15 protein-coding genes are annotated in these 11453 nt (G+C 69.9%); 13 read left to right on the forward strand and 2 right to left on the reverse strand.

Annotated features, from left to right (window positions below; translation table 11 throughout):
* The first annotated feature begins 132 nt into the window (after positions 1–132).
* Genes AB0269_RS01300 through tsaE form a run of 5 tightly spaced genes read left to right on the forward strand, consistent with a single transcriptional unit; the run spans position 133 to position 3017 of the window.
* Positions 133–543: a metalloregulator ArsR/SmtB family transcription factor gene (locus tag AB0269_RS01300; RefSeq protein WP_366209374.1), complete on the forward strand. Its 411-nt coding sequence runs from the start codon at positions 133–135 to the stop codon at positions 541–543.
* Positions 540–1031, forward strand: a complete 492-nt coding sequence (locus AB0269_RS01305) for an SRPBCC family protein (RefSeq protein ID WP_366209375.1) — start codon at positions 540–542, stop codon at positions 1029–1031. The genes AB0269_RS01300 and AB0269_RS01305 overlap by 4 nt, the downstream gene beginning before the upstream one ends.
* Positions 1032–1075: 44 nt before the next feature.
* Positions 1076–1441: a holo-ACP synthase gene (locus AB0269_RS01310; protein ID WP_366209376.1), complete on the forward strand. Its 366-nt coding sequence runs from the start codon at positions 1076–1078 to the stop codon at positions 1439–1441.
* A complete protein-coding gene (gene alr / locus AB0269_RS01315) occupies positions 1438–2538 on the forward strand; it encodes an alanine racemase (RefSeq protein WP_366209377.1) in 1101 nt (366 codons plus the stop codon). The genes AB0269_RS01310 and alr overlap by 4 nt, the downstream gene beginning before the upstream one ends.
* The gene (tsaE, locus tag AB0269_RS01320; protein ID WP_366209378.1) at positions 2535–3017 is read left to right on the forward strand and encodes a tRNA (adenosine(37)-N6)-threonylcarbamoyltransferase complex ATPase subunit type 1 TsaE; all 483 of its coding nucleotides are present in this window, start codon (positions 2535–2537) and stop codon (positions 3015–3017) included. The genes alr and tsaE overlap by 4 nt, the downstream gene beginning before the upstream one ends.
* 160 nt (positions 3018–3177) lie before the next feature.
* On the opposite strand, the gene AB0269_RS01325 is transcribed toward tsaE, so the two are convergent.
* Positions 3178–4140 carry a bile acid:sodium symporter gene (locus AB0269_RS01325; RefSeq protein ID WP_366209379.1) on the reverse strand — a complete coding sequence of 321 codons (963 nt, stop codon included), beginning with the start codon at positions 4138–4140 and terminating at the stop codon, positions 3178–3180.
* Between the two features lie 47 nt (positions 4141–4187).
* Between AB0269_RS01325 and tsaB the strand changes: the two genes are divergently transcribed.
* From tsaB to AB0269_RS01350, 5 genes are read left to right on the forward strand one after another with little or no spacing between them, the layout of a single operon-like run.
* On the forward strand, positions 4188–4802 hold the full coding sequence (gene tsaB / locus AB0269_RS01330) for a tRNA (adenosine(37)-N6)-threonylcarbamoyltransferase complex dimerization subunit type 1 TsaB (RefSeq protein ID WP_366209380.1): 615 nt from the start codon (positions 4188–4190) through the stop codon (positions 4800–4802).
* Entirely contained in the window at positions 4802–5245 is a 444-nt protein-coding gene (rimI, locus tag AB0269_RS01335) for a ribosomal protein S18-alanine N-acetyltransferase (RefSeq protein ID WP_366209381.1), read from the forward strand. The genes tsaB and rimI overlap by 1 nt, the downstream gene beginning before the upstream one ends.
* Positions 5242–6336 carry a tRNA (adenosine(37)-N6)-threonylcarbamoyltransferase complex transferase subunit TsaD gene (tsaD, locus tag AB0269_RS01340; protein ID WP_366209382.1) on the forward strand — a complete coding sequence of 365 codons (1095 nt, stop codon included), beginning with the start codon at positions 5242–5244 and terminating at the stop codon, positions 6334–6336. The genes rimI and tsaD overlap by 4 nt, the downstream gene beginning before the upstream one ends.
* The gene (locus AB0269_RS01345) at positions 6333–6878 is read left to right on the forward strand and encodes a hypothetical protein (protein WP_366209383.1); all 546 of its coding nucleotides are present in this window, start codon (positions 6333–6335) and stop codon (positions 6876–6878) included. Before tsaD ends, AB0269_RS01345 begins: the two co-directional genes overlap by 4 nt.
* A 4-nt stretch (positions 6879–6882) precedes the next feature.
* On the forward strand, positions 6883–8142 hold the full coding sequence (locus AB0269_RS01350) for a hypothetical protein (protein WP_366209384.1): 1260 nt from the start codon (positions 6883–6885) through the stop codon (positions 8140–8142).
* Positions 8143–8145: 3 nt separating this feature from the next.
* On the opposite strand, the gene AB0269_RS01355 is transcribed toward AB0269_RS01350, so the two are convergent.
* Positions 8146–9405 (reverse strand): SAM-dependent methyltransferase, encoded by a 1260-nt coding sequence (locus AB0269_RS01355; RefSeq protein WP_366209385.1) that lies wholly within the window; start codon positions 9403–9405, stop codon positions 8146–8148.
* 130 nt (positions 9406–9535) lie between these two features.
* On the opposite strand from AB0269_RS01355, the gene groES reads away from it, so the two are divergent.
* The 3 genes from groES (at position 9536) to AB0269_RS01370 (ending at position 11426) form a co-directional block, all read left to right on the forward strand.
* Positions 9536–9832: a co-chaperone GroES gene (gene groES / locus AB0269_RS01360; RefSeq protein ID WP_017203655.1), complete on the forward strand. Its 297-nt coding sequence runs from the start codon at positions 9536–9538 to the stop codon at positions 9830–9832.
* 222 nt (positions 9833–10054) lie between these two features.
* The gene (locus AB0269_RS01365) at positions 10055–11095 is read left to right on the forward strand and encodes a hypothetical protein (protein WP_366209386.1); all 1041 of its coding nucleotides are present in this window, start codon (positions 10055–10057) and stop codon (positions 11093–11095) included.
* Between the two features lie 88 nt (positions 11096–11183).
* The gene (locus AB0269_RS01370) at positions 11184–11426 is read left to right on the forward strand and encodes a hypothetical protein (protein ID WP_366209387.1); all 243 of its coding nucleotides are present in this window, start codon (positions 11184–11186) and stop codon (positions 11424–11426) included.
* Positions 11427–11453 lie beyond the last annotated feature (27 nt).

Here is an 11453-nt window from a genome sequence, read left to right on the forward strand (position 1 = left end):
CGTTCCCACAGACCCCGTCCCGCCTACGAGACCCCGTCCTGCCGACGTCAGCAGGACGGGGTCTCGTAGGCCAGACGGGGTCTCATGTGGATGGGTGTTGATCGTATAAGGCAAGACTTATATGATCGAGCTGTGCATGAGTTCGAGGTCCTGGCGGATGCCGTGCGGCGCCGGCTGCTCGCCGTGCTCGCGCTGGGGGAGCAGTCCGCCGGCATGCTGACGGACATCGCCCGCGCCGAGTTCGGCATCTCTCAGCCCGCGGTGTCGCAGCACCTGAAGGTCCTGCGCGAGAACGGCTTCGCGACCGTGCGGCCCGATGGTCCGCGCCGCATCTACGCCCTCGACCCTGCGGGGCCGGATGCCGCGGCACGAGCTCTCGCGGCGCTGCGCGCGCCGCTGGCGCAGCGCCTCGACGCGCTGCACACCGAGGTCGCCCGCGGTCAGCGCGAAGCGAAGCGGGCCGCCGGAGCAGCGCAGCGGGCGGAGCATCCGTATCGGGAGCATCCGGACCGGCAGCATCCAGAGGACAGGAGTGCATCATGACGATCCACAGCCCCACCATCGAACGGCACGGCGACGGCTTCCGACTCGTCTACGACGAGGTCTACGCGACGGGCATCGACGACCTCTGGCAGGCGATCACCACCCGTGAACGTCTCGCGCGCTGGATGGTCGACTACACCGGCGACCTGCGCGAGGGCGGCACGTGGGCCGTCGCGACCGAGGGCGACGAGGAGCCGTGGGCGACGGGAACGATCGCATCGTGCGATGCGCCGCGGTCGTTCACGACGACCTGGCACGCGACCGGCGAGGAGCCCACCGAGCTCACCGTGACGCTCGAGGAGGCAGACGGCGGCACGCGCACGCGGCTCGTGCACACCGGCATCCGCTCGATCTTCTACGGAGCCGGATGGCAGACCTACCTCGAACGGCTCGACGCCGAGGTCGCGGGCACGCCGATCCCGCAGGACTGGGACGCCCGCTTCGCCGAACTGTCGCCCGAGTACGAGAAGCGGTTCGGCGAACTCTGACGCGGCCATCCGAGCCGCCGTCCGCACGCCGGTAGGCTGGGACGGTGATCATCGGGACCGGCATCGACCTCGTCGACATCCCGCGGTTCGAGCGCACCATGTCCCGCACACCGCGGTTGATGGAGCGCCTGTTCGCGCCGACCGAACGAGAGCTGCGTCTGCCGTCGCTCGCCGCGCGCTACGCCGCCAAGGAGGCCCTCATCAAGGCGCTCGGCGGTTCGGACGGCGTGCACTGGACCGAGATCGAGATCGGCTCCGAGGAATCGGGCAAGCCGTACTTCCGCCTCACCGGCACGACCGCCGACGTCATCGAGCAGCGCGGCATCACGGCCCTGCACCTGACCATGTCGCACGACGCCGGCCTCGCCACGGCCATGGTGATCGCCGAGCGGATCGAGGGCACCGCATGAGCGCTCCGTTCCGCGAGGCGACGATCGAGATGGATGCGATCACCGACAACACCCGGCACATCCGCAAGCTCACCGGCGCCCAGGTCATCGCCGTCGTCAAGGCGAACGCCTACGGGCACGGGGCCACGGCATCCGCCGTCGCGGCGCTCGCGGGCGGGGCGACCAGGCTCGGCGTCGCCGAGATCGCCGAGGGGCTCGAGCTGCGTCGCGCCGGCATCACCGCCCCCGTGATCGCCTGGCTGCACGAGCCCGGGCAGAGCTTCGACCTCGCCGCCGCGAACCGCATCGAACTCGGGATCTCATCGTTCGACCAGCTCGAGGCGGCCGGTGCCGTCGCGGGGGGCGATGTCGCCGTGCACCTGAAGCTCGAGACGGGGCTGTCGCGCAACGGCATCGCACCGAGCGACTGGGGTCGGGTCTTCGCGGAGGCCGCGCGGCTCGAGCGCATCGGACACATCCGCGTCGTCGGCCTGTTCAGCCACCTCTCCAACACCTCGCCCGCCGACGATCGCGCCGCGCTCGCCCGGTTCGAGGAGGGCACGGCGGCCGCGGCATCCGCCGGCATCCGTCCCGAGATCCGCCACATCGCCGCCACGGCCGCCGCGATCGACCTGCCCGAGACCCGACTGGATGCCGTGCGCATCGGCATCGGGCTGTACGGGCTCTCACCGTTCGACGACCGCTCGTCCGCCGAGCTCGGCCTACGCCCGGCCATGACACTCCGCGGCGCCGTCGCCGCCGTCCGTCGCGTTCCCGCGGGGACGGGCGTCTCATACGGCTACGACCACCGCACGAACCGCGACACGACACTCGCCCTCGTGCCGCTCGGGTACGCCGACGGCATCCCCCGGCAGGCATCCGGACGCGGCCCTGTCGTCATCGGCGGCCGTCGGCACACGGTCGCCGGCCGCATCGCCATGGACCAGTTCGTCGTCGATGTCGGCGACTCCGCGGTGTCGGTGGGCGACGAGGTCGTGCTGTTCGGCGACCCGACGCTGGGCGCTCCCGCGGCGACTGAGTGGGCGAACGCGGCGAGCACGATCAACTACGAGATCGTCAGCCGGATCGGCAACCGCGTTCCGCGGAGGAGCGCATGAGCGTCGACCCCGCCTTCCTCGGCCGGCGCGAGATCGCCACGTCCGATGAGATGGAGCGCCTCGGGTTCGTGATCGGCGAGCAGCTGACCGCGGGCGACCTGCTCGTGCTGACCGGGCCGCTGGGAGCGGGGAAGACGACGTTCACCCGCGGGCTCGCCGAGGGCCTCGGCGTGCGCGGCCCTGTGCAGAGCCCGACGTTCGTGATCGCACGCACGCATCCGTCGCTCATCGGCCGGGCGCCGCTCGTGCACGTCGACGCGTACCGTCTGGGATCGGCCGCCGAGCTCGACGACCTCGACGTCGACTTCGCCCACTCGGTCGTGGTGATCGAGTGGGGGCGCGAGATGGCGCCGGCGATCGCGGACGCCTGGTGGGACATCGAGATCGAGCGACCCGTCGGCGGCGCCGAGGACATCGCCGACGAGGACCTGGATGCCGACGCCGCCCGCATCGTCACGATCGAGCGCGTCGAGCAGTAGGACCACCGGGCGGGGTGCGGAGCGGCGGTAGCGACCCTGGCCAGGAGGTGACGCGTGTGGTCGGCATTCGTGCTGTGTGGCGACCATGTGCGACCCTGCGGGCGGCACGGGAAGGGGACTTCACTCGTCGCATGGGCGACACCGGCCATCCCCGCGCGCGTCAGCGGCGCCGCAGGAGCGCCGGCACGAGACGGACGAGGACGACCATCGCGACGAGCTCCACGAGGGTCTGCGTCACCACCGCCAGCGGCGCGAGGTCGAACGCCGCGGGGAGCGCGAGCACGAGGGGCAGCACCACGAGCGAGTTGCGGGTGACGCCGCTGAAGACGACCGCTGTGCGCGCCGGCACGTCGAGCCTCGCGATGCGCCCGGCAAGAGCCCCGATGGGCACCATGAGGACGGCGAAGAGGACGTAGACGAGGACGGCCAGGGCCATGGACCCGATGCGCGCACCGACGGCGGCGAGCTGCGAGGCGACGACGAGCGCGAGGGTCAGCATCATCAGCGGCACCATGGCGCCCGAGACGACCGATTCCGTCGCCGATCCCCAGTGGGTGCGCGCTGCGGCGAGCTGGGTGAGGCCGGCTGCGGCCAACGGCACGACGATGAGCAGCACGAACGCCTCGGCGAACGGGGCGAGATCGATGCGCTGCACGAACTCCGGTCCGACGAACAGCCACAGCTGCAGCGGAAGCAGCAGCATCTGCGCGACCATGAGCAGCGGTGCGGCCGCGAGCAGCCGGTCCTTCGCGCCGCCGGCGATGCCCGTGAACGCGATCACGTAGTCGATGCACGGCGTCAGCAGCACGAAGAGCACGCCGACCAGCAGCACCCGGTCGTGCGCGACGATCCGGGAGAGCGCCCAGACGACGACCGGGACGACGGCGAAGTTCAGGACCAGGACGGTCGCGAGGAAACGCCCGTCGCGCAGCGCCTGCCCGACGCGCGCGAACGGCACGCCGAGGAACGTCGCGTACAGCAGCACGCCGAGCACCGGAGTGATGGCGAGTTCCGCAGGATGCGCGACGGCGGGCGCGAGAAGGCCGGCGCCGGCGCCCACCGCGAGCGCTGCGACGTACAGCAGCACCTGATGCCGCTCCATCCACTCGACGCTCGTCCGCACAGAACCATCCTCGCAGCGGGGGCGCGAACCGCGACTACCCTGGAGAGGTGATCCTCGCCGTCGACACCTCCCTGGGTTCGGCCGTCGCCCTGATCGATTCCGACGGCTCGCTGCGCGCCCGTGCCGCCAGCCCCGATCCGCTCGGCCATGCCGAGGTCGTCGGCGGGCTCCTCGAGCAGGTCCTCGCGGATGCCGAGGAGATCACGGCGGTCGTCGCCGGGATGGGGCCCGGGCCCTTCACGGGGCTGCGGATCGGCATCGCCACCGCCCGCGCGTTCGCCCTCGGACGCGGCATCCCGGTGATTGCGGTGCCCAGCCATCTCGGGGCCGCCCTGTCGGTCCTCGAGGGCGACGCACCCGATTCGCCGTTCGCGATCGTGACCGACGCGCGCCGCCGCGAGGTCGCGATCTCCGTCTTCGACGGGCTGGATGCCGACGGCATCCCGAACCTCGTCGAGCCCACCGTGCTCGTTCCCGCGGCCGACGCCGAGGCGCGGCTGGGCGGCATCCGATCGCTCGAGGTGGCGGAGCTCGACGCCGCGGACCTCGCCCGCGTCGGACTCCGCGCCGCTGCCGCCGGACGCGAGCTCACCGGTCCCGAGCCCCTGTACCTCCGCCAGCCGGACGTCACTGTGCCCGGCGCTCCGAAGCGGGTGAGCTGATGACCATGCGCGCCGCGACCCCGGCCGACCTCGACGCGATCATGGCGATCGAGAATGCCTCCTTCCCCTCCGACGCGTGGAGCAGCGAGTCCATGGCGGCCGAGCTCGCGACCCCGTACAGCCACTACCTCGTCGACGAGGAGGACGGCGCCGTCATCGGGTACGCGGGGCTCCGGTCGATCCGCGGGAACGCGGATGCCGACATCCAGACCATCGCGCTCGCCGAGGCGCGCAGGGGACAGGGGCGCGGCCGCGCGCTGCTGCGTGCGCTTCTCGCCGAGGCATCCGCCCACGGCGCGCGCGAGGTCTTCCTCGAGGTGCGGGCCGACAACCCGTCCGCGGAGGGGCTGTACCGCTCGGAGGGGTTCGAGGAGATCGGCCGCCGCCCGCGCTACTACCAGCCCGACGACGTCGACGCGATCGTGATGAAGGTGAAGCTGTGACCGCCAACGAACCTCTCGTGCTCGGGATCGAGACGAGCTGCGACGAGACCGGCATCGGGATCGTCCGTGGCCGCACCCTGCTGTCGAACACGATCGCCTCGAGCATGGACGAGCACGCCCGCTACGGTGGTGTGGTGCCCGAGGTCGCCGCGCGCGCCCATCTCGAGGCTCTGCAGCCGGCGATCGAGGCGGCCCTCGCCGAGGCGCAGGTCTCGCTCGCCGACCTCGACGCGATCGCCGTCACCAGCGGTCCCGGCCTCGCAGGGGCCCTCATGGTGGGCGTCGGCGCGGCCAAGGGGCTCGCGGTGTCGCTGAACAAGCCCCTCTACGCCGTCAACCATCTCGTCGGCCACATCGCCGCCGACATCGTGACGCCGGAGTCCGACCCGCTGGAGTACCCGACCATCGCCCTGCTCGTCTCGGGAGGGCACACCTCCCTGCTGCACGTGCGCGACCTCACGACCGACGTCGAACTGCTCGGCGAGACGATCGACGACGCGGCGGGTGAGGCGTTCGACAAGGTCGCCCGGCTCCTGTCGCTCCCGTACCCCGGCGGCCCTGAGATCGATCGTGCAGCCGTCGGCGGCGACCCGACGGCGATCCGCTTCCCGCGCGGACTGTCCAAGGGCACCGACATGGCGAAGCACCGCTACGACTTCTCGTTCTCGGGCCTGAAGACCGCGGTCGCCCGCTGGGTGGAGCGCGCCGAGGCCGAGGGGGTGCCCGTGCCGGTCGCCGACGTCGCCGCGAGCTTCCGGGAGGCCGTCGTCGACGTGCTCGTCACGAAGGCGCTGGCGGCCTGCGCCGATCGGGGGGTTCCCCGGCTGCTGCTGGGCGGAGGCGTCATCGCCAACAGGCGCCTGCGCGAAGTCGCTCTCGAGCGGGCCGCCGCCGCGGGGGTCACCGTGCGCATCCCGCCGCTCTCGCTCTGCACCGACAACGGTGCCATGGTCGCAGCCCTCGCCGCCGACCTCATCGAGTCCGGACGCCGGCCGTCGACCCTCGCTTTCGGTGCCGACTCGACGCTGCCGGTCACCGAGATCCAGGTCGCCGAGCGCACCGAGGATGTCACCAGGGGCAACGCCGCATGAGCGATCCGACGCAGCCCGATCCGCCGCCCTCCGCTGCCGGCCTCCCGCCCTCCGCTGCCGGCCTCCCGCCCTCCGCTGCCGACCTCGCGCCTTCCGCTGCCGACGCTCGTGTCGAGGCGCCGAGCCCCGACGTCGAGCAGCCCGCCGATCGCACGAGCGTTCCGGGGGCGCGGCGCAGCGAGTACACCCGCATGCCGACCGGTCCTGTGGGCATCGAGCCCGTCGTCGCGAGCGGACCGGCCGACACCGCCGGCATGCCCGCGGTGCAGTGGGCGCCGGCGGATGAGCCGGTCGTCGAGGACAACAGCCGCCTCGCGCCCTGGGCACTCGTCGCGGCGATCGTGGCCCTCGTCGCCTCGTGGTTCGTCGGCTGGGGCATCCCGCTCGCAGTGATCGCCGTGATAGCGGCGATCATGTCGCTGCGCCGGCCCGTCGAGAGCAGGGCGATCGCGACGTGGGCGCTCGTGCTCGGGCTCGCCGCGACCATCTTCAGTCTCGGCTGGCTCATCTGGGCGGCCATGCAGTTCGAGCAGATCGGGTAGCACGATGACCGACTCCTCCGCAGAGCTGCGGATGCTGCGCGCCAAGGCCTACGGGCCGGGCGGAGAGCTGTCGGACGCCGAACTCGCGCGGTTGCAGGAGCTGGAGGAGCGGGCACGGGATGCTGCCGGGGAGGACGAGCGGCTTCGGCTCCCTGCGGTCGCTCAGCCCGTGGTTCCTGAGCCCGTCGAAGGGTCGTCTTCGCGGCCTCCGGCCGCTTCGCTCAACGACCCGCAAGACGGGGCTGCCGCAGTGGACGAATCGCGGGGACGCGACGCGGGGGATGAATTCAGCGGGTCGTTGAGCGAGCGAAGCGAGACGACCCTTCGACAGGCTCAGGGACCGACTGAGCAAGCGGAGCGCGCCGAAGCCTCCGACGATGCGGAAGCCTCGTCTGTAACCGAAGCACCCCCGCAACGCCGCCGCTGGCCCCTGATCGCGGCATCCGTCGTCGCGACCCTGGGGATCGGGTTCGGCATCGGCTGGGCGATCTGGGGGTGGGACGCGCAGTCCTTCATGCTCACCGCGGCGCACGGCGACGAGCGGGCCGAGCTCGAGGAGCAGTTCGACCCCGGCACGGTCGTCGCCGTCGCCGAGCAGGATGGCGTCGTCGTATGGCGGGCCGAGGCCTCGCAGGGCGAACAGCGCTGCGTCATCATCACCGCGCCGGGGCAGACATCGAGCGGGTGCATGTCGCTCGACGAGATCGACGAATACGGCTGGCCCAATGCATCCATCACGATCCCTGAAGGACAGGAGCGGGCAGGCGAGTCCCTCTCGGCCGCGATCCTGCGAGCTCAGACGGGGGACCTGGTGCCGTACATTCAGGTCTGGGGACCCGAGACCTACGACTGGGAATCGCAGTACACCGAGGCCGAGCTGGCGCAGCTGCGGCAGATCGAGGCGGAGGGCTACGCGCCGCAGAACCTCAGCGTCATCGGCAGCGACGGCGACACCTCCGTCTTCTACGAGTGGGCCGGACAAGGACTGTGCGTCGTCGCTGTCCTGGACGGCGACGTCGTCGAGGCCTGCACCGAAGACGTCGCGAGCGACCTGACGCTCAGCGCGACCGTCGGCGGCATCCCCACGGAGTACATCGTCACCCAGAGCGCGACCCGTGGACCGCAGCTCACGATCGTGCGGCATCCGGTGACGGTGACGGTCGACCCCGAGACCGGTGAGGTCATCGAGCCCTCGCCCGACGATCCGATGTTCGACGACTTCTTCACCGAGGAGCCGTCGATCGACGACAAGACCGGATCCTGACGGTCAGACCCGGTCGGCGATGACGGCCAGGCGCCGCGAACCGACGCGGGTCAGGATCAGCGTCGCCGTTCGGTCGCCGCGCAGCGCGAGCTTCTTCCGGAACGCGGCGGGGTCGATGTCCATCCCGCGTTTCTTGATCTCGAGCGTCCCGATATCGTGCGCCTTCAGCACCTGGCTGATCGCCTTCGGGTTCGCCGCGGTCACCTCGCGCACGCGGAACGATTGCACGAAGGGGCTCGTGACGGCGGCATCCCCGGTGAGATAGGCGATCTTCGGGTCGAGCATCCCGGCATCCAGGCTCCGCGCGACGTCGCCGATCAGACGCGCGCGGATGACGGCGCCGTCGGGCTCGTGCAGGAACGCGCCGAGCTCGCGGACCTCGGCGTCCTCGGCATCCGCGCCGGCGATCATCTCGTGCGACTCGTCGCCGCGGATCACCAGCGCCGAGCGCCGCACGCCCTCGCGGGCGAGGATGCCGGACCACACCACGAGCTCGACCACGCTCCCGTCCGCAGACACCCACTGCGCCTCGGCATCCGCAGGGAGAGCGTCCCGGTCGTGGGCGGGGCCGAGCTTGATGCCGACGGGCATGCGCTGCGCCAGATCGAAGGCCCAGTCGAGCGAGGGGGAGTAGTCGGATGCCGCGACCCGCCTGGTCTCGCCGTGTCCCGCCGTGCGGCGGGCCGGATCGAGCCACACGGCCGTGCGCTTCCCTCGGAGAATCGCAGCATCTTCGGAGGGAGCGGCCGGTTCGCTCCTGAGTTCGTGCAATTCTCCGAAGTTCGCGCTCACGTAGTCCTCGGCCGTGCCGTGCTGGACCTCGGCGTCGGAGCCGAACGGGGCGAGGTTGTAGGCGGCGATGGCCGCGGTGACCTCGTCGGCGTCCACGGCCTGCACGCGCAGCCCCGCACCCGCGAACGCGAGGGAGTCTCCGCCGATGCCGCAGCCCAGATCGGCGACGTTCTCGATCCCGGCGCGGCGCATGCGGCCGGCGTGGCGGGCGGCGACCCCCAGACGGGTCGCCTGCTCGAGGCCGGCCCTCGTGAACAGCATCCGCTCCGCGAAACCGCCGAACTTCACGGTGCCCTTGGCACGCAGATGCGCCTGGCCGACGACGGCGGACACGAGATCGGGGGAGTGGCCCGCCTGCCGCAGTCGCGATACGGTCTGCGCGACCTCGACGGTCGTGCTGATGGCCCCGACCTCGTCGAGGAGGCGAAGCCCCTCGGGGGTGAGCAGGGCGGTCAGCTCGGACATCTCCACCCGCCCAGCGTACGGGGTTGGCACTCGCATTGCATGAGTGCCAGCCGAGCGCCTACACTGTGATTAGCACTCTCGGGTTGAGAGTGCGAACGAGTCTTTCGTGTCAGCGTCAAGAAAGAAGAGGTAGACCGTGTCGGTTTCCATCAAGCCGCTCGAGGACCGCATCGTCATCAAGCAGGTCGAGGCCGAGCAGACCACCGCGAGTGGCCTGGTCATCCCCGACACCGCCAAGGAGAAGCCCCAGGAGGGCGAGGTCGTGGCGGTCGGCCCCGGCCGCATCGATGACAACGGCAACCGCGTTCCGCTCGACGTCGCCGTCGGCGACCGCGTGCTCTACAGCAAGTACGGCGGCACAGAGGTGAAGTTCGGCGCAGACGAGTTCCTCGTCCTGTCGGCCCGCGACGTCCTCGCCGTCGTCGTACGCTGACGCTTCTCCAAGCTCAGCGACCGCGCAGTTCGTCAGAAGGTCCGGATGCTTCGGCATCCGGACCTTCTGCGTTCCCGTCCCCTACTGACCCCCGCACCGTCCCCGATCATCCCCCGACGATTCCCCGATAAGCCTCGGGATGCCTCCCGATGCCGCCCGCCGGGCCCCGTTCCAGACTCGTCACAAGCGCCAATCGGCACTGTGACTGATAAGGGGTTCATCATGGCTGTGCAGGACAACGTCAATCTGCTCGGCGCTCAGTGGAATCTGGGTGTCGAGGACGTCGGCAACGGCAACACCGACAACTCGGACAACTCGGCGGACGACAACTCCGACAACTCGGACAACTCGGTCGACAACTCGAACAACTCGGACAACTCCGACAACTCGGACAACTCCGACAACTCGGACAACTCCGACAACTCGGACAACAGCGACAACTCGGACAACAGCGACAACTCGGACAACAGCGACAATTCCGACAACTCGGACAACTCGATCAGCGACTCGTTCCAGGTGAACGACTCGTTCCAGGACAACTCGACGACCGACAACTCCGACAACTCCGACAACAGCGACAACTCGGACAACAGCGACAACTCGGACAACTCGATCAACGACTCGTTCCAGGACAACTCGACGACCACGACGCTGAACGACCACTCGATCAGTGTCGGAATGCGTCAGTACAACTCCGGGTTCAACGACCTGAATCTGACGGGCGCGGCGGGTCTCGCCGGCGCGACGGGCGGCAGCATCACGATCGATGCGCGCACGAACCTGGCAGATCATTCCGTGAACCAGAACATCGCAACCGGTGGTGGCGACGTCGCTCAGACGTTCAGCAGCGGCAGCGTCACGGCGGCCGGCGACGGCTCCGTCGCAGCCGGCGGGGACGCGTCGTGGACGAACATCGACACCGACATCACGGTGGGGGACGTCTCGATCGGCAACACGTGGAACACGGACTCGTTCAACGTCGACAACTCGATCAACGACTCGTTCCAGGACAACTCCGCAACCGACAACTCCGACAACTCGATGAACGACTTCTCGGACAACTGGTCGGTCAACGACTCGTTCCAGGACAACTCGATGACCGACAACTCCGACAACTCGATGACCGATTTCTCGGACAACTGGACGGTCGACGACTCGTTCCAGGACAACTCGACGACCGACGGCTCGCTGGACGTCGACGTGACCGTCGACGACATCAACGTCGGCAGCCCCACAGGCGATTTCAACGACGTCGCCTTCTGAGATACCAGCCTGCTCCACTCGGCTGCCTCTGGAAGGCGGCCGGGTGGAGCAGTACACTGCAGGCAATCCGATCCGAAGGTCGTGAGACATGTCTGGTGACGTGCACAGCGAATCGGCAGAGCAGCCGATGGGCGACGACGTCTTCGACCAGTCCTTCTGGACGGATGCCGCATCCGATGTCGACCCGACGGGGACGAACATCTTCACAGCAGAGATCGAGAACGTGAACTCCACCGACTGGGAGGTGGATCCGGACGTCATCTGGGGAGATGGCCCGGATGCCGCCTCCGATGTCAGTGGAGGTTCGATGGGACCGGACCTTCTGGCCTAGTCCCGGCACTGGGGGAGCAGGGGTGGT

Origin of the sequence: Microbacterium sp. NPDC077644 (assembly GCF_040702785.1) — a bacterium.
Classification (GTDB): Bacteria; Actinomycetota; Actinomycetes; order Actinomycetales; family Microbacteriaceae; genus Microbacterium.

Excerpts from the sequence above, each read along its gene's own strand:
- AB0269_RS01370 (WP_366209387.1), top strand. The coding sequence starts at position 11,184 with ATGTCTGGTGACGTGCACAGCGAATCGGCAGAGCAGCCGATGGGCGAC.
- rimI (WP_366209381.1), top strand. The coding sequence starts at position 4,802 with ATGACCATGCGCGCCGCGACCCCGGCCGACCTCGACGCGATCATGGCG.
- alr (WP_366209377.1), top strand. The coding sequence starts at position 1,438 with ATGAGCGCTCCGTTCCGCGAGGCGACGATCGAGATGGATGCGATCACC.
- tsaE (WP_366209378.1), top strand. The coding sequence starts at position 2,535 with ATGAGCGTCGACCCCGCCTTCCTCGGCCGGCGCGAGATCGCCACGTCC.
- AB0269_RS01345 (WP_366209383.1), top strand. The coding sequence starts at position 6,333 with ATGAGCGATCCGACGCAGCCCGATCCGCCGCCCTCCGCTGCCGGCCTC.
- AB0269_RS01365 (WP_366209386.1), top strand. The coding sequence starts at position 10,055 with ATGGCTGTGCAGGACAACGTCAATCTGCTCGGCGCTCAGTGGAATCTG.
- AB0269_RS01350 (WP_366209384.1), top strand. The coding sequence starts at position 6,883 with ATGACCGACTCCTCCGCAGAGCTGCGGATGCTGCGCGCCAAGGCCTAC.
- AB0269_RS01305 (WP_366209375.1), top strand. The coding sequence starts at position 540 with ATGACGATCCACAGCCCCACCATCGAACGGCACGGCGACGGCTTCCGA.